Below are 23,993 nucleotides of genomic sequence, written 5' to 3' on the forward strand. Positions count from 1 at the left end.
TGAATAGTGGTTTATAGCGAATGTGGATACCAACACACTCATTATTCTTCACTCTTCATTTTTCACTCTTCATTAAAAATACTTGTGCACGGTCGTTGTTTTTTGCCAGAACGAGTTGTCCTTGGGCCAGCTGCGCCATGCGACGAACCTGACCACGAACAAAGAAACCAGACGCAGCCGGATTAATTGATTCGTAAGCAATGGTACCGTCCATTGCTTTGCCTCTATTGCGTAGCACAACGCCATAACTCGCATCGTAGCGACCAATTTCGGGCAGTACGTCCAGGAAATTTCCACCTAATACGAGGTCTGTTCGACCGTCGTGGTCGTAGTCGGTAAAGATCACACCACAAACGGGCGATAGTTGTGCTGAAATGGGTAAGGGTTGAAATACCAATGTTCGATCGCCATTTTTCCCATCGTTCCGAAGTATTGCAGTTTGGCCAGTGAAAGCCTGCTTAACAACGGCTTGTTTTAGCTGGTCTTCGTCCAGTATTTCGTTGATTTTTTTACCCGCATAATCGCCAAACTTTACGAATTTTTTCTTGATGGTCGGCATTTCTTTCTGCAAATCACTTTTCAGAACCATCGGATATAATTCTCCTGTTTCATCAGCGCAATTTATAATCTGTTCGATAGTTCCGTTATGATCAAAATCACCCACGTAGATTTCCGCAGGGGTGGTTTGTGTAGCGCGTATACGCGAGTTCGTCCCTAAATTTCCGACTACTAAATCCAGATCACCATCTCCATCAGCATCACCTGCCGTTACACAATTCCACCAGCCATTAGTTTTGAGCGGTTGTCCCTGTGCATCTTTAATAGTCAGTTCTGGATTTTGAGTCAATTTACCCCGTTTGTTTTCAAATACACGGATTGGCTCCCAATCCCCTACTACGATCAATTCAGGATATTTATCCCCGTTCAGATCGGCCCAGGTTGCGCCTGTTACCATGCCTAACTGATCCACATCTTCCAGGAACCGTTTCGTATAGTTTTTAAAATTACCGGTACCATCGTTCGTGAGCAGGTAACTGGCAGGATTACGTCCGTACTGGCTTGGAATGAGCCGGGAACCAACAAACAGGTCTATATCACCGTCCTGATCAAAATCAGCTGCCGTAACACATGACCCACTGGCCTTCAGGTTAGGCAGGCCCGTTTCGGAGCGGGAAAACCCTCCTTTTCCATCGTTCAGATAGAGCCGATCCAGCAACTCCTCTGCTTCTGCACTGAATTCATTACTACCCGAAACAACGTATAAGTCCAGATCCTTATCGCCATCGGCGTCAAACAGCACCGCATCTACGGCTTCATAGGTCGTGTCCTGTTTCATAATTGGTGGCGTTTTGTCGACAAAACGACCACCGGTGGCCTGCTGAATAAACAATCGACCCGAATGCCCGCTAGCCGATCCTAAAAAGACGTCATCCAAGCCATCCCCATTTACGTCTCCCGTGGCTAAAGCCGGACCTTGCGTTGAAAACTGTTGTTTTAATAATGCATCCCGGTTATAATCAACAAAGCTGCTTTCGGTATGCAGATAATTCAGTCCAGAAGCAACCGTGTTATCCTGAAAAATTGGTTTGGGTTCACTCACTGTAGGTTTCCACAGCTGTTTTGCATCAGCCCAACGGAGCGTCATTAGTTGGTTGGCTTTCGGCTGACGTATCGTCTGCATCTTATCATCAGGCCAAATGATAACCATCGAATCAATCTTTGGCGAGGACCCTAATCCAAATACCATGTTCAAGTCCACAGATGATTGAAAGCCCCGATTAGGCATCTGCTGCAATAATTGCGTTTGGCCGGGTTGGTACACAAATACCTTGGCACCAATGGCATTTCGATTCAGTCCGATACCCTCCAGTTTTATCTTCAGGTAGTTTGTCTGATGCTTTTCTATGGATAGATTCTGGTAAATCGCAACGGGCGCATTGGCGTTGTTAACAACCAGCTCCAGGTCTCCATCATTATCTAAATCACCATACGCAGCCCCGTTCGAGAAGTCTGGTTCCGAAAGCCCCCAGTCAACTGCCTTGTTTGTAAAGTGCAGGTTACCATCATTGTGAAACGCATAATTGGGAACGGCTTCAGAAGGTGCTTTATCCAGGAATTCCTTGAAATTGAATTTCCGCTGACGGGCTATCTGGGCCATATTCTCCCCATCGGCCATGAAGTTCACAAAGTCCTGATCGGTTACATCTTTGGCTATCCCATTCGCCACAAATATGTCTTTCTGCCCATCATTGTCCATGTCGAAAATCAATGCGCCCCAGCTCCAGTCCGTTGCCTGAACGCCCGAAAAGCGCGCGATATCGCTAAAGGTTGGCAAGCTATTATTACCAGGTTGATTTCCCTGATTCAGATGCAGCATGTTCTGCATGAACTGATAATGAAAATCACGCCCTACCTTTATCTGCTCCAGATCGTGGCCTTCGTAACTCGATGTCCGTTTCAACCGCTTGTCGTTACCAGGCAACATATCGGTTATAAAAATATCCAGCTTACCATCGTTATTGACATCCGCCACATCTGCCCCCATAGATGACAGGCTTGTATGTGGCATCGATTCTTTGATCGACTCCCGAAACGCCGGGCCGCCGGACCGTCCATCATGATTGTTGATATAGAGGTAATCGCGCTCGTAGAAGTCGTTGGAAATGTAAATATCCAGCCAGTTGTCGTCATTTACATCGCCGATCGTAATCCCCAGCCCGAATCCAATCAGACTACCATAAATACCCGCTTCTTCACTGACATCGACAAAGTGTTTACCTTTCTCCTGGTCGTTCCTGAAGAGCTTATGTCCACCCAGAGAATCACGTTGCGCCCGTAAGTTTGCATAGGCTAGTTTCCCAACCGGCATAAAGCTGTTGTTGAGCAGATACATGTCCAGGTCTCCGTCGCGGTCATAATCGAAAAAAGCCGCGTGGGTCGAGTAACCCCGATCGGCTAACCCATACTCAACAGCCCGTTCTGTGAACGTAGGAATACCGTTAGCGTCATTACCATTATTAATGAAGAGTTCGTTGGCGCGGTCATCTCCATCCCGATTACCCGCATTACAAACGTACAGATCAAGTCGTCCATCACCGTTTACATCGGCAAAGGTGGCTCCTGTACTCCAGGCTTTTGTCCCACCCACCCCAGCTTTTGCGGTAACATCTGCAAACTCTATCTTGCCCTTGTCGGAAGTTGATTTACCAAGCACGGTCCGATTCAGATACAGCTTATTCTCGCCCATATTGGCGATTAGAAACACGTCAGACAAACCATCATTATTCACATCGCCGATAGCTACGCCCCCGCCGTTGTAAAAATTCCGGTAATTGAAGATGTTGAAATCCTTATCGTCAGTAACGGTATTAGCAAAATTGACGTGCGTTTCGTCGGGCGACAACTTTTGAAACAGCGGATCGGATGGCGTCTGCTGTTTTGACTGACAACTGGCGAATAAGCCTATTGACAGAACGAGTAAAGGGATACGCATTAGTACAAGTACATGAAAAACAAATCGTATTCGTAAAGAGAAGGTCAAGAATTTATAAAGACGATTTTAGTTTTTAAAGGGCTACAAATATAACGAATTATGAAGGTTGATTAGGTATTTCTAACCAATTAATTGGCTTTTAATCAGCCTGTAAAACAAAAGAGCAAGCCCAGATGAGCCTGCTCTTTTATTCTCATGTATTGACGATTAATAACCTGGATTTTGCTTCAGGTTCGGGTTCAACGACAGCTGATCCTTTGGAATTGGGAACAATTGACGGAAGTCCTGTGAGGCAGGCTTCAGGCGCCATGCTTTTGTAAACTGACCAAAACGGATTAAATCCTGACGACGGTGTTGCTCCCAGGCTAACTCACGGCCACGCTCAGCCAATAACTCATCCAACGTAATGGTTGTATAAGCAGGCATACCGGCACGGGCACGAATGACGTTTAAATCAGGCAGTGCGATAGCTGTATTACCTAACCGTATATTGGCTTCGGCCCGCATTAGATATACGTCTGCCAAACGATAGATAACAAAGTCGTTATCCTGATCGGTGAATGTGTTATTTGCCTGAATTTGATATTTCTGGCTACGAGCGCCTGCCAGACGGCCATTAGCACCCGCATCAAAAACGAATGATTCAACTTCGGGTCTGAACACCATTGGTAACGCGTCATCCATCAGCGGTTTACCAGCAGCATCGTATTGCTGCCCAACAATCCATTGCTTTTTTCGCAGATCTTTATCATCAAATGAATTGTAAAACTCTGTTACTGTTGCCCAGCCATTCCAGGGAGCCGTTCCCAGGTTGTAGGTCAACTGGCTCAGGTAGTGAAGTGTTTTCATTTGTACGTTCATCCCTCCCCGTTTTGATTTATCAAAAGGAGTTGCCAGAATCGTTTCCTGAGAGTTCTGATTCTGCGTAGCGAAATTACTGAGGTAGTCTCCGGAAATCTGGAATTTACCAGATGAGATGATATTCGTGCAACGGGTAATGCAATCAGCCCAACGAGGAGTACCTGTGTACACTTGTGCATTCAGGTACAATTTAGCCAGAATCATATCGGCCACGTATTTATTCATGCGGCCATAATAAGCACCTCTTGGTGCATCGCTCAGGTTTGGATATACGGCCAGTAGCTCTTTCTCAACAAAAGCGAATACCTCTGCCCGCGTGTTTTGCTTCGGTGTAGCAGCAGTTACGGCATCAGAGATAATTACATTACCAAACAAATCCATTGCCTGGTAGTGGAAAAATGCCCGCAGCGCCCGTAACTCAGCCTTGGTGTTAGCATCCGTAATGGTACCTAACTGCTGGTTGATACTGGTGATGTTATTGTAACACCAGGTCCAGGGACCATTGAACTGGCCGTTATCCGTAACGGGGTCCCAGGTATGTTGATATAACCGTTTCCAGTTATCACTATCTTTCCAGTCACCACCCCGTGTCGGTACGATCTGCTCGTCCGTTACTGTGTTCAGGTTGGACATGTTCCCATAATAGTCGCCCAGACCATTATATAGCGGCCCAATCAGGGCTGCCTGCTGGCCGGCTGTACTACCAAACGTACCGCTGGTAGGAATGACGTCATAGGTCGTTTCGGTCAGATCGGTACAAGCCTGGCTTGCCAGCACCAGTGCCGAGCAGCCCAGAAGCAATTTTATATTTATTTGTTTCATAGAAGTTTTTGATAATTAACCAGTTACAGCGTTTACTTTCCAATGAATCATGTACGCTGTGTTAACTAAAAAAGTTTTCACAAACCGGATATTTTTTTGCACTATATCCGGTTTGTGAACTAAAACCAGTTTAGAAGGTCAGGTTGAGGCCTAACTGGAACGTACGTGTTTTAGGGTAAACAACGTTTCCGTAGCCACCCCCATCTAAACCAACAGCGTTAGGTGCCTGCTGAATCTGACTACCGTTCGTTTGCAGGTCAGCTTTGACCTGTAGTTCAGGATCGATACCTTTGTATTTGGTAATGATAAACAGGTTATTACCACCAGCATAAATCCGTGCATTTGTGATGTACTTGCTGGCTGGCAGTGGGATGTTGTAGCCAATCTGCCAGTTATCAAACCGCACAAATGAACCACTTTCCAGCCAGTTTGACGTCAATACGTTCACACCGTAGTTTTTAGGATAGTCCGTTACACCTTTCAGCATATTGGTTTCCAGAATCGAACCTGGAATTAACAGGTTCGACCGTATGGCATTCAGGATGGTGTTGCCAAACGTTCCACGTAACTGGAAATAGACATCGAATCCTTTATAACGGAATGTATTGATAAACGAGGCATTCAGGAATGGCTGTGGATTGCCCTGTTTTACATAGTTTCCTGAAGCAACCCCAGCAGCAGCATCTGCCTTACCCACCTCCGTTACCGGCGTGTCACCAGAGCCCGCTTTCAATAATGGCTGACCGTCAGATGAGTAGCTACCCGTAAACGTAGGCACATTATTAAATTCTCCCAATGGCTGACCAGGTACCAGGTAAGATGCAAATACGTCGGACAGACCACGACCATTAAACGCGTTGAAACGCACCTGACCATTGCTAAACTGATCATTTGACAGCGTAACTATCGTGTTTTTGTTATAAGCACCAACAACCCGTGAATTCCAGGAGAAATTACCTTTCTGGATTACATCACCACCAAAGGATAATTCAAACCCGCTGTTACGCATCGAGCCTACGTTGGCCAGAATCGTGTTGGTAAAGTACGTAATACCATCGGCAGGTACTGAGTAGGGATACAACATGTCTTTGGTTAACTTGTTATAATACTCTACTGTACCCGAGAAACGACCACCGATGAGTTGGAAATCCAAACCAATGTTCGATGTAGTCAGTACTTCCCATTTCAGGTTTGGATTCGCGTTCTGCGTGATACCATAGCCTGGCAGGAAATCACCCAGCGTACCATCGTAGTAGGTACCTTTCTGACCATATAACTGAATGGAGTTGTAGGCCGAGATACCTTCCGAGTTACCTGTTTGGCCATAACCAACGCGCAGTTTCAGGAAGTTAAGTGTATTGCTCTTTGGGAAGAATGACTCATTGGTAATGGTCCAGCCAGCACCCACCGATGGGAATACGCCCCATTTGTTGTTGGCGCCAAATTTAGAACTACCATCCCGGCGCACAGTAGCCGTTACGTTGTACTTGTCATTCAGGTTCAACGTAGCCCGGCCAAAGAAGGAGATCAACTTCGCGTTATTGCGGTAGGATGTAGCATAGTTGTTAGCAGGACTAACCAATGTACCTGAGCCTAAACCCAGGTTACTATAATTGATATCAGGCGTCGCAAAACCGTTGTTAGCTGCAGTGAAACCATCGTTATCAAAGCTCTGGTACGAATAACCGCCCAATAACGAGTAATTGCTGTTCTGAGTGCCGAATCCTTTGGTGTAATTAGCCGTCAATTCCAACAATTTCGTATTCTTCTCCTCAAAGCTTCGGCTAGCACGACCATTATTAGCGGCATAGGCTTTGATGTTTGGATTGGTGTAGAAGTTATTGACGGTGTTATCCCGTTGTAACTGACCACTAACGCCAACTGTTAATCCGTCCAGGATCTCATAGCGCAGGTTCATACCACCCTGCAAATACCGCTGTACACCGTTATTGATAACGTTCTCCAGCATAGCAACCGGATTGAAGAGGTCAAAACTACCACCTACTTCATAATATGATCCGTCAGCGTTGCGTACCGGCAATGTTGGCAGGAACGTAACGGCGCGTCCGATGATACCACTGTCATACTTTTTGTTCGTTTCGGAGTACGACAGATTATACTGAATGTTCAGTCGGTTGTCAAACGCTTTCTGATCGAGGTTAATACGAGCCGTTACACGATCCAGACCAGTTTTTTTAATAATACCGTTCTGGTTGATATAATTGAGCGAGCCCCGATAGCTGAACGTTGGTGAGCCCCCCGCAATGGAAAGATCGTGGTTGTTGACGGTTCCAGTCTGCGTGACTTCCTTCGTCCAGTCCGTATTATAATTTCCAGCAGGGAAACGCTGTAAATCATTTAATGCCGAAGCTCCTTTAATTTGAGTAACGGCATCCCGATAACCTTGTGCGTCCAGCATATCATACTGCCTGGAAATAGTCGATACACCAACGTAGTTATTAAATGCTACTGTTGTTTTTCCCGACTTACCACGCTTGGTGGTAATCAGGATAACGCCATTAGCTGCCCGTGAACCATAAATAGCAGCAGCAGAGGCATCTTTCAATACATCCATCGACTCAATGTCGGAAGGAGAAATGGTGTTGATTGGAACACCAATCATACCGTCGACTACATATAGAGGGTCAGAACCACCGGCCAGCGAGGTGTAACCACGCAAACGAACCGTTGGTTGTTGGTTAGGATCGCCCGAAGGAGCCGTAATAACCAGACCGGCTACTTTACCTTGAATGGCTTGCAGTGGGTTTGGGTTTACCCCAGCGTTAAAATCTTTAGCGGATACCTGCACAACAGAACCAGTCAAATCTTTACGTTTTGACGTACCATATCCTACTACCACAACCTCATCCAATGCTTTCGTGTCATCAGACAATTTCACGTCTACCGTCGAACGGTTCCCTACGACTACTTCCTGCGAAGTATAGCCAATAAAGCTCAATACCAGCGTTGCGTTGTCTGGCACATTGGCCAGCGAATACTTACCATCAGCATCAGTGTTTGTTCCACGCTGGGTACCTTTAATTTGTACACTCACACCGGGCAGAGAGGATCCCGACGGGTCCTTTACAGTGCCCGTTACAGTACGGCCCTGTGCCCAGGCCACTGAATTGCCCAGTAGCAGTATCATTGCCAACATGGCCACAAAGCTTAGTGAAGCTTTTTGACCAAATGACTGTGATCGGGAAACCCCAATCTGACCTACGTAGCCACCGAAGCGGTTCATTTTGTAGGATTTGTTCATCATAGGTTTACAGTAAAAATTGGAGATAGGTTATTTTTCTGGTTAACGTTTATTATTCTATTAAGTCCTTGTCTATTGACATGTAAACACGTGTATAAAAAATGCCTATATTTCACCACAATTGTAGCAACTTGGCAGGAATTTATAGAATCTAAACCTGAACCATTTGGCGAATTACATCATGTTGCGAATAAAATACAAATACTGCTAGGTTAAAATTTGAGTAGTTGACGTCAAAATTGTATCATAATATTTGTTAAATAAATATAACAAAACTGTATTATTTCAATAATATAATCTTTTAAAGAATATTCTCACCCTATGTGTCAAGCATTTAGCTCTACCCTCTTAAGAATATTTATATAAATTTTCCAATAAATTATCGTCATTATTTTTTGTGGGCTCAGCGAAAAAAATGTGGTATTTACCAGTAATTTTGCCTAAGTTTTTTTTGGGCTGATCATAACTAAGCAGTCCGTACGCTTTTATGAGTGTGGAATCTCTCAAAAATTTAGCCAGCCAACTAACTGGCGACCTCTTCGATGACGTTACACAACGGACTTTATACGCAACCGATGCGTCTGCATACCGGGAAATGCCCACTGCCGTTGCCATCCCTAAAACCATTGATGACCTAAAGGCACTCATCGCGTATGCCAGGCAGTATAAAACCTCATTGATTCCACGGACTGCCGGAACATCCCTGGCGGGCCAGGTTGTTGGTAACGGTATTGTCGTAGATGTATCGAAACACTTCACGAAAATCCTGGAAATCAACCCAGAGGAACGCTGGGTACGTGTACAGCCAGGCGTTATTCGGGATGAACTGAATCAGTTTCTGAAACCATACGGACTGTATTTTGGCCCTGAAACCTCCACCGCCAATCGGGCTATGATTGGTGGTATGGTTGGTAATAACTCCTGCGGTTCAAATTCGGTAGTTTACCGTTCTACACGGGAGCACACCCTATCAGTAAAGGCATTACTTGCCGATGGCACCGAAGCTGAGTTTGGCCCTACCAGTAACTGGGAATTGACAAAACAATTGAGTGAAGCCAGTCGTCAAAATGGCTCTGCAACCCGGATTGGAAAAATTCTGCTCAAGACAAACTCGATTTTATCCGATACTGCTAATCAGGAAGAAATTAGACGGAACTTCCCTAAAAAAACCATCGAGCGTCGAAATACAGGCTATGCGCTGGATTCGCTGCTCGATATGGAACCCTTTACAGCTGGCGGAGAGTCGTTTAATCTTGCCAAATTCATTGCCGGTTCAGAAGGTACTCTCTGTTTCCTGACCGAAATTAAGCTGAATCTGGTCCCTTTGCCTCCCAAAGAAAGCGGCCTTGTTTGTGTTCACTGCCATTCCATTGATGAAGCACTACGGGCTACGTTAATTGCATTGAAGTACAAGCCGTATGCGGTCGAATTAATTGATGATATTATTCTTGAACGGGCCGATACAAACCCGGAACAACGTAAAAACAGCTTTTTTGTCCAAAAAACCCCCACCGATCATTTCCCGATTATACTGGTTGTAGATCTTTCCCGCGAGACAAGAGCTGAAATCGAAGCGTTGGCCGCAGAAATGGAAGCCGATATGCGATCAGCAGGCATGGGCTATCATTTTCCGCTCTTGTTTGGCGAGGATAGTAAAAAAATCTGGACGCTACGCAAAGCCGGATTGGGCTTATTGGGCAATCTTCCCGGCGATGCTAAAGCGGTAGCCGTCATTGAAGACACAACCGTTGACGTGGCCGATCTGCCAGAGTATATTCGTGACTTCAACGAAATTCTAGCCAAGCATAACATGCATGCCGTTCACTATGCCCATGCGGGTTCGGGTGAGTTGCATTTGCGCCCTATTATAAATCTCAAAACGGAAGAAGGGCATCGACAATACCGAATGATTGCGGAAGAAATTGCCACTTTGGTTAAAAAATACGATGGCTCACTCTCGGGAGAACATGGCGATGGACGATTACGAGGGGAGTTTATTCCGCAAATGGTAGGCGCGCACAACTACGAGTTGATGCGCGAGCTTAAGCATACCTGGGACCCTGAGGGTATTTTCAATCCCGGAAAAATTGTGGAAACACCCCCGATGGATACCTTCCTTCGGTACGAAGCAGGGCAAAAAACACCCGATTTTCAAACTTATTTTCGGTATAAAGATCAAACGGTGCTGCAACACGCCGAGCAGTGCAATGGTTCGGGCGATTGCCGAAAAACACAGGCTTCGGGCGGAACCATGTGTCCGAGTTATATGGCTACCCGAAACGAAAAGGACACCACTCGGGCAAGGGCGAATATCCTGCGTGAGATGCTGACCCATTCACCTAAAGAAAATCGGTTCGATCATAAAGAAATTAAGGAGGTTTATGACCTCTGCTTATCCTGCAAAGGCTGTAAAAATGAATGCCCATCGAATGTGGACGTGGCCAAGCTCAAAGCAGAGTTTTTACAACACTACTATGATACCAATGGTGTTCCTATCCGTTCTAGACTTATTGCCAATTTTGCTCGGCTATCAAGTTTGGCATCGCTGGTTCCCTGGGCCTGGAATGGTGTATTGGGCACCCCCTCACTCCGGCGAATGGCGAACAAACTGGTGGGCTTCCACCCCGACCGGACTATGCCATTGATGGGCAAAACGACGTTGAATCGTTGGGTTAATGGCAGAGAGCGAGGAACAGGGAGCAGGGAGCAGGGCCGCATGCGTGTTTACCTTTTCTGTGATGAATTTACCAATTACAACGACGTTGAAGTAGGTCAGAAAGCGATCCAGCTCTTTGAACGATTAGGCTATGAAGTAATCATTCCTGAGCATGGTGAAAGCGGTCGTGCCGCGCTCTCGAAGGGCATGCTGAAATACGCAAAAACACTGGCGGAGAAGAATATACGCTTATTAAAAGATGTTATAACGGCCGAAACACCCTTGATGGGGCTAGAGCCATCTGCTATTCTGACCTTCCGGGATGAGTATCCTGATTTGGTTGATGAATCACTCGTGGCAACGGCAAAGCAATTGGCCGAAAATACCTTGACATTTGAAGAGTTTATTGCCCGGGAATTAGATGCGGGACGCATTAGGGCGGATCAATTTACGGACGAAAAACGGTTGATTAAACTACACGGGCATTGTCAGCAAAAAGCGGTATCATCATTAGTGCCGGGAAAAAAAGCCTTATCCTTACCTAAAAACTATACCGTACAACTGATTCCATCAGGTTGCTGCGGAATGGCCGGTTCATTCGGATACGAAGCTGAACATTATGAGGTATCAATGAAAGTTGGCGAATTAGTTCTCTTTCCAACGGTTCGTCAGCAGCCCGACGATGTCATCATTGCAGCTCCCGGGACCTCCTGCCGTCATCAAATTAAGGACGGTACCAGCCGTAAGGCTAAACATCCGGCAGAGATTTTGTATGAGGCTTTAAAGTAGTTCAGTTGCTCAATCAGTTACACAAAAACGCATATAACTAATTGTTTTTCACCCCTTTAAATAAATAAACGACCGTTTTTTTATTTAAAACTACAATAGGCATGTGTCAAAAGTATACTTGGCATAGATGCTGTTTAGTTACTACCCCAATAACGGATTTATAGGTAGTTAGGCTACTAACTAGTATTTCGCATGGGGAAATGTTTACGATTGCTGTTAAGTCTGTTTCTACTAATCCACTTCCCTGTATTTGGCCAGCAAAGCAATCCACCGGTTGTGGGTTGTGCCGTGTCTGAACTTACACCTACTGAACGAAAATCGTTAGAGCAGGAAGCCGCATTTGCTTTACGCATGAAAATGGCTACGAACGCGGCATTTACAGCCATTACGTATGTACCCATCCGGCCCCACATTTTACGCCGGAGTGACGGAACAGGAGGCATGTCGCTAGCCAGTATGAATCAGGTGATGGCTATCACTAATAGCTATTTCCTACTCAATGGGTACGGTATTCAATTCTATTTCTGCGGCACATCGCCTGATTACGTCGATAACGATGCCCAGTATACCAGTTTCAGTGATGAAACCCTCGTTACCCAAGGTCATGATGTTGCCAATGCACTAAATCAGTATTATGTCAATTCATTCGCGTCGGGTGCAGGTGGATATGCCTACTATCCGGGGAATAACCCCATTACAACCCGATCATTTATCCTGAACGAAGTTGGCTATGAGGATGATATGGGGAATCGGCTGATTCCCCACGAGCTAGGCCATAACTTTAACCTTGTCCATACGTTTGGAGAAAGATCCGGGAATGGAACACTGGGATCAGGTACAAGTCTCGAGTTAGTGACGCGGGGGGCAGGCGCAAATTGTACTACAGAAGGAGACTATATCTGCGATACGCCCGCTGATCCTTATAACATGGCTGGAGCCTATCTTACTTATGTGAACAGTTGTCCTCAGTATGATACAGGAAGTATCGCCCGGGACGCAAATAACCAGCCTTATTCCCCATCGATATCGAATATCATGTCATACTATTTTCCATGTACGAGCGACTTTACGCCTGGTCAGTATGATCGTATGCAGGCTGGACTAGCCCTCCGCCAGTCACACACAGCTTACACACTAAATTATCCGCCTACCGCTGTTATAGCGCCAAGTAATGTAGTCGTTTCTATGGGAAATAATCAGGTGATCCTGAACTGGAAGGACAATGGCACGAACGAAATGGGCTATTTTATTGAACGATCTACCGCGCCCTCATCAGGCTTTGTCATGATCGGTGGCGTAGGGCCAAATTCTACAACATTTACGGATACCAAAATAGCCAGTTTAACCACCTATTACTACCGAATAAAACCATCGAACTCTACTACATCGGGAATTAGCCCGACGGTCAGTATTACAACCCCTACATGCCATCCGTCGTATTTGTACCCGTGCCTATACCCGGTAGGGCTAGCTAGCGTAGCTGTTAACGGCGTTTTACTAAGTCAGAACTCAGGTTGTTCGCCCAATGGATATGGCGTATTTCTACCATCGGCAACCGTTTATGCGGGCTTGTCTCATCCCGTATCAGCCACGCTTTTGTACGCGCAGTACACGCAAGGGGTAACTATCTGGGCCGACCTGAATCGTAATGGTTCTTACGACACCAATCTAGGTGAACGTATATTTCAAACACCAACTATCGTAACAGGCCAGTTTTCCGGTACACTGACGTTTCCGGCCAGCCTGACTGCGGGGGCATTACCCATCCGGGTTGTCACAATCTATAATGGAATTCCGAATGAGCCTTGTGGGGCCTATACGTTTGGTGAGACCGAAGATTATGTGCTAACTGTCATTAATTCGGCAGATCTTAGTTTATCACTAAAAACCAGTGCCCGAACCGCAGTCGTTAACCAACCTATTACCTATTCGCTAACGATGCATAACGACGGGCCACTTACCGCAACGGGTATTCAATGGCAAAACCGGCTTCCCGCTGGTTTAACCTACGTAAGCAGTGGAACGGATATAATCGGCTCGTCAACAGCCGTAAGCGGAACAAGTAGTATATCCCTGGCTACGGGGCAGGATATCATCTTCACCTATCAACTTCGGGCTACGCAGCCAGGTATTTATGTAAATGCAGCGCAAATTATCCGTAGCGATCAGGCTGATCCCGATAGCCAGCCGGGTTCAGGCACCGGCGATGGCCAGGATGATACCGCATCTGTAGACATACGTACAAATCCCGATAGTAGTGTGGTTTACATATCTCCAAATCCGAATCAGACGCCCTTACCTCCTGTTCTGCCGAACCAACCCTCTCCCAACCCAACTAAAGCCGATCTGTCGCTACGAATGGCGATAAGCAATCATACAGCCCGAGTTGGGAAGCCCGTAACGTTTAGTATAATCGTTAGTAATGCAGGAGGTCTATCCGCTTCAACCATTACCATACGCGATACCTTACGAGGCCTAACATTCAGTTCCTCCCCTACCGGAATGAGTGTTGTAAGTAGTGGCAACGGCTTCTCAGTTATTGAAGGGAAAGTGAATTCCCTGACAGCAGGAGGGTCAGCTCAATTGGTTTTTATAGGCCTGCCGCTCTCAATTGGGTATGTGAAAAATGCAGCTCAGATATGGTCGGCAGGAACCCTGGATCCAGATTCAACACCAGGGTCGGTAACTCCAACAGCGAATAATCTCAATGGGGAGGATGACGTTGCCTGGGTTGATATGCGCGTGGACTCATGAGTAGATGATTACTCACCAAATGGCCACTGCTTGCGTACACCTGACGAAATCAGAAAGGTGATAATGCCTAACCCAATGACCGTTAGTCCAGACACCATAAAGGTCAAGCCCGTTGAGAAGAAAATAAAGAGCCATATGCCAATGGCGAGTATCACTGGCAGTGGATACAAGGGCATTCGGAAGGGAAACTCAACGGCCGTACGTCGGCGATGCAGCAGCAGCAATCCAATGGCCTGGCCAACAAACTGGATCACAATACGCATAGCCAGTATGGCCATAATCACATCCCCAAGCCGAAATAAAAGACTGAACAAAAAACCCAGACCGCCCAGAAAAAGCAGCGACATATACGGAAACTGACGGGTTGGATGAAGCCTGGCAAAAATTCCAAAAAACTGGCCATCTACGGCAGCCGCATACGGCACACGCGAATAGCCTAACAATACGGCAAACAGGGATGAAAACGCGACTAACAATACCAGTACCGTTGCCAATTGGGCCGCGCCAGAGCCATAGAGTGTTTCAACAAATGTGCTGACAATGAATTCACTGTTCTGGGCAATCTGCCAGGGCACCACGCTGACTACACTCAAATTCATGAGTAAGTATAAACCTGCAATTCCCACAATTGAGATAAACATGCTTGCCGGAATATTACGACCTGGACGTTGAATTTCTCCGCCCAGGTGACAAACATTATAATAGCCCAGATAGCAGTAAATTGTCTTGACCGATGCCTGTCCTAATCCCGCGGCCAATAGCCCACCGCTTACCGAACCCATTGACTGAAGTGTTTCCGATAATGGAATCCGGGCGTTACTCAATCCACCAATGATAATCCAGCCCAAGGTGAGCAGCACAGCCCCCCACATAATCAGGCCAATCTTACCGATAGAGTCGATTTTTCGATACAGTAACGCAATGATAATCAACACAACGCCACCCGAAACAGCTTTTCGTTGCCATTCGTCCAGCGGCATGAGATAAGAGGCATATTGAGCAAATCCGATTGCTCCGGATGCCACAACTAAGGGTGCCTGAATAAGCGTTTGCCAGACATACAGAAACGAGAGTAGCTTACCCCATCGTTGTTCACCATAAGAAATTTTCAGGAAGTTGTAGCTCCCTCCTGCCTGTGGAAAAGCGGCCCCTAATTCAGCCCAAACGAATGCATCGATCAGCGACACAACAGCACCCAACACCCAGGCCCACAAGAAAAGCGGCCCACCCAAGGTTTTAATAACCAGCGGCAACACGACAAATGGCCCAATACCGACCATGTCGATCATGTTCAGCGCCGTGCCTTGCAGAAGCGTAAGACGGCGAGGCAACATGGTTGATGCCGTATCAGAAGATTGATCAGGAGGTATAGCGTTACTCAATAGCGTATTGGATAACAAACTAAGTTAAGAAAAAGGTATTCCTTTGACAAAGGATAGAATGAACCTAAAAGTTCGATCAAAATCGAACTTATGAAGACGAAAAAGCCCTGCGGGTGATGTTAGGCTGACTAACACCTCCACAGGGCTTTTTTACAACTATATTTATCTTTAGTTCATTAACTGATCAAATGTCAGACTAACGTAATACATCGAGCCAACACTGGGGTTACCCCACGACTGCGTATAGAGTTTACCCGTTAGATTTGTGCCGCCCACTTTCAGAATTGACTTGATACCTGAAAGTTTCTTACTAACCTGTGCATCTAAGGTACTGTACGCTGGAATAATGGTTTGCTGACGGCCCGTAGCTTCCGTATTCGCAAAGCTTGACTCCCACAAGAATGAATCCTGTGCACGATAAACCACATTGAAGCCAATGCCCGTACCGGCTACGTTCCGATTACCAAACGTTATATTATACCGATACTTCGGTGTGTTGAAAAACGTAACAAAACCAGTCGGAATCTTATCCTGATCGATCAAATAGTTTGATGATACGTTAGCCCCAATCATATAATGGCCAGGTAACGCATAATCTAACCCAATAGCCCATCCTGCGTTTTTCAATTGCGTTGGTGAGTTAACCGGATAGGAATACACGTTGCGCGTTGAGCCACTGATGAGTTGCAGGGTAGAAGCTGGATCAGTTAGCGTAACTGGCGATTTACCCTGAACCACAATTTCACTACCCAGGAAATTCAGGAAGCGATTGTAGTAATAGTAGGCGTCAATAAATAATTTATTCCCCAGTAAGCCCTTATAGCCAACTTCGTAGGTTTCTACACGCTCAGGATCATAGCCGGGATTGCTTGATGTTTTCAACAGACCAAGTGCCTGAGGTAACGCTGCGGCCCCACCCTGTTGCAAGGTTGCCCCAAACGCCTGCACCGACTGAAGTGTATATACCGGGCTACCGCTGAAATTGTATTTCTGTTTGAAAAATGGCAAACCGCCAATCAGGCGGGCACTTGGAGTGTTTAGATCAATGTACTGATCCTGCGTGGTTGGAATCCGGAAACCCTGCTGAAACGATGCCCGGAAATTATGCACTTTAGCAACCGTTAATACCGCTGAGAATCTCGGACTTACCTGAGCCTTAAAGTTTTGATTCTTGTCGTACCGTAATGATCCTGTCAGTTTCAGCACGTCGGCCAGCGTTTTCGATGCCTGCACGTAAGCTCCGTACTCATCGATGGTAAATTCTTTGCCGTTTTCGTCACGCGCAAACAGCGTGCCTTCTGAGTTAAGCGCATACCGACGGACGTTACCTCCCACAATCAACTCAACCGTTTTAGGATTGATCAGTTTGCTGAAGTTGTACATAACCTCTCCATGGTAAAGATTGGTTTTGTCCAGGAACCGTGCCCCTACACCTGTAGCATCGCCCGGAATTGGCTTCCCGGTAACGGCATCAAACGCCTGCTGAAAACCAGGTGTACCCGGCAGCAACCGATTTTTATCAGCAGCCCCACGAGCCTGATTCAACAGCGTTGATTGCTGACTGGTTGCATATGCCTGAGCCGCAGCCAATGCAGCCGCAGGTGTTTGCCCAGCCCCCAGAGCCGTTAAGTAAGCGCCAGCATAGCCTGTAAGGGCCGATTGTGCATAGGTACCAAAATAGGTAGGAAACCAGGTAGATGCACTGCCACTCCAGGCTTCATTGATTCCCTGTCCCAATATAGACGTAGCATACGCATCACCCGACCGCTCCTGTGTGGTATAGGCCCGCACGAAGAAGTTAGACCCGCGTAGCTCAAGTTTGTACTGACCCAGTTTAAAACCTTTAATGTAATAGCGGTCAGCACCCGTGTACACAGTTGTACCCGTTCCCCAGTTTGCCTGAACAATAGCTTCAACATTATCATTCAGCCGATAATGCAACGCACCGTTCAGTTTTAGGTTAGAAGCATTATACTGTACCAGATCGCTTTCCTGATAACCCGTCCGTGAAATATTCAGGTTAGGGATAATGTTATTAAAAATCTGCTGGGGTGTCAGGCCTGTCAATTGTGGCAAGGTTGCATTTCCAGCCTGTGGAATCGGGGTAGTAGCAATGGCACCTAAAATCGCCGAAGTACCGTTTGCCCCGGTTCCAGGTACGCCATTACCATACAGATTCGAATAGAGGTTAGCACTGGCATCGCCATAAATATTAATACCATCATACCCTGAGTTATTCGTACGATTCCCGTTATCGAGTGTAAAGCCATTGGAATAACTTTGGTCACGATAATCCGTTGCCTGCCAGTCTTTAGCGGTTAGATAGGATACTCCAACTTTAAAGGCAAACTTGTTATTAAATGCTTTGGCGTAGCGAAACGCGGCATCATAAAATGGCGTTGTTGCTGTTGACCGATTGCTGGCGCTCATCACCCCTGCTTTAGCATACGCACTCAGCCCCTGATACAGAAATGGGCTTTTCGAGTTCATAAGCAACAAGCCATTGATGGCATTGGGCCCATATAGTGCAGAAGCCGCGCCCGGAAGTAATTCAACACTCTCCAGATCCAGCTCCGATACGCCCGCAATATTACCTACTGAGAAGTTTAGTCCCGGCGCCTGGTTGTCCATGCCATCCAGCAATTGCACGACCCGTGTATTACCATTTGCACCAAAGCCCCGTACGTTAACCGATTTAAACGTCAGACTTTGCGTACTCATGTCTACACCCTTAATGTTCTGCAGTGCATCGTAGAATGTAGCCGACGGTGTAGCCTGAAACGAGCGGATGTCCAATCGCTCAACCGAGACCGGCGACTTCAGTACGCTTTCCTCTACCCGCGAGGCCGAAACGACAACCTCCTGACCTATCATGACCTGTTCTTTCAGAACAACGTTAACATCACTACGGTCCCCATTGATCGTAAACTCCTGTGTTTGGAAGCCAACACCTGTTACAGCAATGACGAATGGAGTTGGCGTATTGGTTGTCAGGGAGAAATTACCTTTTTGATCAGTAATTGTTCCAATAACCTTACCTTTTACAGCAATGCTGATTCCGGCGAGCTCATCGTGTTTCGCATCGTCGGTCACTTTTCCAGAAACGCGCGTCTGGGCAAACACAGTCAAGCTTAATAAGCTAACCAGCCCGGAAAGCAGGGAATAAGTAATTATTTTTCTCATAAGTAGCTAGTAAGAATTCAGTTATGTAACTGCGGGTTACTTTCGGCTAAAAGTACGGACAACCCTACCTTTTGTACAAATTTTTCTTGACATTGATTAATTTATTTTAATGTGCATGCAAGGTAAAGCGAACATGTTTAGATAGCCAATAGTAAATTCAATGTTAAGCGTTCTTTTTTACCTGACAACTTTCTCAACCGATATTTTTCCTAGATAATACATGGCACAAGAATCAAATCAGGATCGCCGGGAGTTTTTAAAAACATCTGGCTTGCTTACGGGTGGCGCCATTTTGAGCAGCTTGCCCTTTAGTGCACAGGCAATTGAACGGCCAACTTCACGCTTCCATTTTTCGGTAAACGATACCATTAAAGTGGCACTCATTGGTTGTGGCGGGCGTGGTACAGGTGCGGCTCAGCAGGCACTTAACACCAAGCAAAACATCAAAATTGTTGCGATGGCCGATGCATTCCGCGATCGACTTGATGATGCCTACAAAGCACTGACGGAACGAGGCCTGAAAGCAGCTGATGGTTCGCCAAAAGTAGATGTGCCTGAAGACCACAAGTTCGTGGGTTTCGACGCCTATAAACAAGCGATGGCCTTAGCTGACGTAGTTATTCTGGCCACACCACCGGGTTTCCGGCCAAGCCATTTTGAAGAAGCCATCCGGCAGAACAAACAGGTATTTATGGAGAAACCCGTTGCTACAGATGCGCCAGGTGTTCGACGTGTATTAGCAGCTGCCGAAGAAGCAAAACGAAAAAAACTAAACGTAGTCGTTGGCTTACAACGACGCTACCAGCCCAGTTATCGTGATATGATTAAGCGCATTCACGATGGTGCCATAGGCGATATTGTGGGCGGGCAGGTATACTGGGTTAGCGGAGGTGTTTGGCAAAAGCCCCGCAAACCGGGTCAAACCGAAATGGACTACCAGATGCGCAACTGGTATTACTTTAACTGGCTCTGTGGCGATCATATCAACGAACAGCACGTTCACAATATCGACGTAGCAAACTGGGTGAAAGATAGTTACCCGGTTTCCTGCCAGGGAACAGGCGGTCGGCAGGTTCGGACAGGTAAAGACTACGGCGAAATTTTTGATCACCATATCGTTGATTACGTGTATGCCGATGGCACGACCATTAACAGCCAGTGCCGCCACTACGAAGGTACATACAGCCGGGTAGACGAAATGTTCCTGGGTACAAAAGGTAAGATTGAAGGCATGGAAAAGAAAAGCAGTGCCTTGATGGGCTATAATGGCCAAGCCATTTATACGCACAACGCGAAAGCCGACGGCAATCCGTACCAGATTGAGCACGATGAACTGTTCGAAGCCATCGCCAAAAACGAATATAAATTTGCGGATGCCGAACGCGTAGCCAAAAGCACGATGACAGCCCTTATGGGTCGTATGGCTACCTATTCGGGCAAAGTTGTGAAATGGGACGAAGCCCTGAATTCGCAAATTGACTTGTTCCCAACTACACTGTCCTGGGACGCAATGCCTAAGACCCTGCCCGATAAAGACGGCTGGTATCAGATAGCGGTACCTGGTAAGACTATAGCCGTATAATTCTAGAGAGACACTAGCCAGCATCTTACTTGCGTCAGTAATATGGCGCATCAGAGCTGGATAAGTATACCACATCAATATATTATATATCATTAGGCCCGACTACCATAGCCGTAGTCGGGCTTGTTGTTTTTTCTAATCATTGGTTTGGTAAACCTTCCTTAAGCGTACATATTTGAGACCTTGTACGTGCAGACATGAAAGGTCAGCTTCTGCTTCTATTTCTATTATTAGGTTGGTTGATAACGACTGTTCAGGCACAACAGCCTTACATTCGTGCCTTTACCGAAAAAGATGGCCTGCCCGATGGTGTCTTGTATTCGCCGTTTCAAGATTCAAAAGGGTATATCTGGCTAACATCTACCCAGGGTCTTGCCCGGTATAATGGCCGAAGCTTTCAGCCGTTTCGGACACAGGAAGGCTTGGCTCATAACGACATATGGGGACTGTTTGAGGATCAATGCGGTCACCTGTTTTTTGAAACCTATTTTAACGATAGCCTTACGATTCAGTATTTTGACCTGCGAACCGACCGAATTCGGCAGGTTCGGGTAGCACCCGAGCATATTCTTTATCAAAAAAAAATCAGTACCCTTTCCTTCTCAACCGCTTTTCTTCAATACCAAACCATTGGCCCCGACACGGTTCTGGTGTATCTCAACCACTTTAATGACAGTCAAAATTTCTTTGCACTCTTACTGCACTGCTCGGCAGACGGGGTCAACGTTATTGCCCCGCCCCAAACCATGCGTCAGGGTATGCCACTGGGCAATGTCTTTCTGGCGGGTAATGTAGCTATGCAAGTCGCCCACCAGAAAACGGTGATCTGGCGGTTTAAACACAATACATGGCAGCGCTTTGCCTCCGTTGACAATCCGAATAACACCCCTATTGATATTGACAACATGCTGCTACTGACAGACAGCACATTTCTGGTTGGCACCAACAAGGGCATTGAGTTGTATCATCGCTCAGGTCGAAAACTGGCCTCGCACCCTATCCAAACGGATCGCTTGTTTGGCTATCAACAGCTTCCGAATGGCTATATCTCCTACGAAACCAGCGAGAAGAAACGAGAAGTAATGTCCCCACAACTCAAACGGCTACCGTTTTCAGATTTCCTACAATCACTCCAGATCAAAAGTCTGACCGTTGACCGGCAAAAAAATTGGTGGTTTACCACAGTCAATAATGATTTTTTAATGGTGCCCGAACAGGCCTTAGCCAACTCGCGCACCTGGTCTTTCGGAGAAGCTCTTCGTTATATCGCCAAAGACCGCCAGGGCAGATACTGGGTTGGCACCGAAACCGGACGGTTGCTGTACCGCCCAGCCAATGCACCAACCTGGCAACCACTTAGGTTCTCTCCCCCCTTCAATGATTACATCCGGGGCCTGGCCTGTACGCCTACGGGCCATTTGCTCATTGCCAACAACAGGCAGTTGGCTATTACCTATATCGATAAGCCGACACTACCTAACTACATTCCACTCAAAATCAGCCGTTATTTCAGCGACACAGTGCCCATGCAGATTCCGCTGCGGATACCCCTGTCCATTACAGCCGCCCCCAAATCCATTACCAACGGCCCCACGGTCTATATTGCCGAAGGGAGCCGAACCTGGCAGGCCTCTTTCCGGCCCAACCAGATTCGCTTTTTGCCGGTGGCCGTTGGGAAATCCTATACCGCGGTTCCGGTTGGAAAGTGGCTGTACCTGGGTCGGCCCGATGGCCTTTACCGGGTTCCGCTCGGCCATATCAATGCATCGCCACAAACGGTGTCTGGCTTTCCGGCCAGTTCGGTGACTACACTGGCTGCCGATTCAGCCGGTTTGTTATATGTAGCCTACGAAGCGGGCGGTTTGTGGCTGCATAAACCACAAACCGGGCACTTGCGGGAGTTGCCTCAATTTACTGGCACGGTCGTGAATCGGGTTGTGACCGACCGACCGGGCCATGCCTGGGCCTGCACGCAGTCGGAAGGGCTGGTTGAATTACTTGATGGTCGAACAATACGAACCATTGACCAGGCAGATGGCCTGCCATCCAATCAGGTTCTGGATGTATGGCCCGAAGCCAGGCAGCTCGCTGTTGCCACCGCCGGGGGCTTTACCGAACTAAATAGGGCACAGCAGTTAGCCTGGCCCTCGCATCGGTCGCAATTGCGGATAAAAAGCGTCACATTTCCGGTCGATCGTCAGGATTCGACCCTTCTGTATCCACAAGCTGGCCAAGATTTATTACTTGACAATCAAGACAATACAATTCGATTGATGCTCGAAAATCTGGATTTTCAGGCGACTGGTACCATGATGTATACATACCAGTTACTGAAAGCAGACGATACGGTGGCGGTGGTTCGAAAACCTGATCTTACGTATGAGCTTCACTACCTGCAACCAGGCCCCTACAGGCTGCTCGTGAGCAGCAGCGATGGCGCTCATGTTCAGTTTGCGTTTCGTATCCGACGCCCCATCTGGCAGCAATGGTGGTTCTGGCTATTAATCGGTGGCGTTGTTGGGCTGGCTATTTTCTACCAGTTCCAGCTTCGGATAAAACGGGCTACGCTGGAGCTTCGGGCTTTGCAGGGCCAGGTAAATGCCCATTTTGCCGCTAATTTTATTGAAGTTATCAAGAATCTAACCCTGCGCGAAGAAAAGTTCAAAGCCTTTGATATGCTGAGTCTATTCGGGAGTCTAATGCGTAGTTTTGTGGTAGCCTCCCGCCAAAAACATATCCGACTGGAAGACGAAATCAGCTTTATTCAACGCTATATTCATCTCACCAAACAGGTCTACTACCTTCAGAAAGAAACCGAACTGACTGAAAGTATCAGTATTTCGGAGGCCCTGGACCCTAAAACCCTGATTCAGCCACTGCTTGTGCAACCGATTGTGGAGAATGCCATTAAGTATGGTATTTTTCATAAAGGGTCGGCTAGTCGGCTGATAGTCCGGTTTGATCCTTACCAACCCGGTATTATTCGGTGTATAGTAGAAGACGATGGCGTTGGGCGGCAACGCGTGGCCGATATTCAGGAGCAGGAACAACAGGCCCTGGCGTCGCTCGGTCAGAAAATCAGCAAGTCCAAAGGGTCGATTGAGGTGATGCGCGAGGCTGGTATTTCGGTTCAATTTATTGACTTAGAACAGGGAACCCGCGTCGAACTGATGCTGAAGGTTATCAAATCCTAATTTCACCCGTTTGTC

Annotated in this window: 9 protein-coding genes; 4 read left to right on the forward strand and 5 right to left on the reverse strand. The window is 46.9% G+C overall.

The window, feature by feature from the left end; genetic code table 11:
• Positions 1 to 55: 55 nt before the first annotated feature.
• The 3 genes from EXU85_RS33545 to EXU85_RS33555 form a co-directional block, all read right to left on the reverse strand.
• On the reverse strand, positions 56 to 3,493 hold the full coding sequence (locus EXU85_RS33545; protein ID WP_142776251.1) for a VCBS repeat-containing protein: 3,438 nt from the start codon (positions 3,491 to 3,493) through the stop codon (positions 56 to 58).
• Positions 3,494 to 3,700: 207 nt separating this feature from the next.
• Positions 3,701 to 5,176, reverse strand: a complete 1,476-nt coding sequence (locus EXU85_RS33550; protein WP_142776252.1) for a RagB/SusD family nutrient uptake outer membrane protein — start codon at positions 5,174 to 5,176, stop codon at positions 3,701 to 3,703.
• A 130-nt stretch (positions 5,177 to 5,306) separates the two neighbouring features.
• A complete protein-coding gene (locus EXU85_RS33555) occupies positions 5,307 to 8,441 on the reverse strand; it encodes a TonB-dependent receptor (protein WP_142776253.1) in 3,135 nt (1,044 codons plus the stop codon).
• A gap of 484 nt (positions 8,442 to 8,925) precedes the next feature.
• Here EXU85_RS33555 and EXU85_RS33560 point away from each other — a divergent pair, with 484 nt between their 5' ends.
• Together EXU85_RS33560 and EXU85_RS33565 are read left to right on the forward strand one after the other, a co-directional pair.
• The gene (locus EXU85_RS33560) at positions 8,926 to 11,883 is read left to right on the forward strand and encodes an FAD-binding and (Fe-S)-binding domain-containing protein (RefSeq protein ID WP_142776254.1); all 2,958 of its coding nucleotides are present in this window, start codon (positions 8,926 to 8,928) and stop codon (positions 11,881 to 11,883) included.
• Between the two features lie 192 nt (positions 11,884 to 12,075).
• Positions 12,076 to 14,637: a GEVED domain-containing protein gene (locus EXU85_RS33565; RefSeq protein ID WP_142776255.1), complete on the forward strand. Its 2,562-nt coding sequence runs from the start codon at positions 12,076 to 12,078 to the stop codon at positions 14,635 to 14,637.
• A gap of 8 nt (positions 14,638 to 14,645) precedes the next feature.
• Here EXU85_RS33565 and EXU85_RS33570 read toward each other — a convergent pair whose 3' ends face one another.
• Both EXU85_RS33570 and EXU85_RS33575 read right to left on the reverse strand, forming a co-directional pair.
• Positions 14,646 to 15,971, reverse strand: coding sequence for an APC family permease (locus EXU85_RS33570; RefSeq protein WP_246859356.1), 1,326 nt, complete (start codon positions 15,969 to 15,971; stop codon positions 14,646 to 14,648).
• Between the two features lie 216 nt (positions 15,972 to 16,187).
• On the reverse strand, positions 16,188 to 19,202 hold the full coding sequence (locus EXU85_RS33575) for a TonB-dependent receptor domain-containing protein (protein WP_142776257.1): 3,015 nt from the start codon (positions 19,200 to 19,202) through the stop codon (positions 16,188 to 16,190).
• A 220-nt stretch (positions 19,203 to 19,422) separates the two neighbouring features.
• On the opposite strand from EXU85_RS33575, the gene EXU85_RS33580 reads away from it, so the two are divergent.
• Positions 19,423 to 20,784, forward strand: coding sequence for a Gfo/Idh/MocA family protein (locus tag EXU85_RS33580; protein ID WP_142776258.1), 1,362 nt, complete (start codon positions 19,423 to 19,425; stop codon positions 20,782 to 20,784).
• 197 nt (positions 20,785 to 20,981) lie between these two features.
• A complete protein-coding gene (locus EXU85_RS33585) occupies positions 20,982 to 23,978 on the forward strand; it encodes a histidine kinase (RefSeq protein ID WP_142776259.1) in 2,997 nt (998 codons plus the stop codon).
• The last annotated feature ends 15 nt before the right edge of the window (positions 23,979 to 23,993 follow it).

Source organism: Spirosoma sp. KCTC 42546 (genome assembly GCF_006965485.1).
Taxonomy (GTDB): Bacteria; Bacteroidota; Bacteroidia; order Cytophagales; family Spirosomataceae; genus Spirosoma.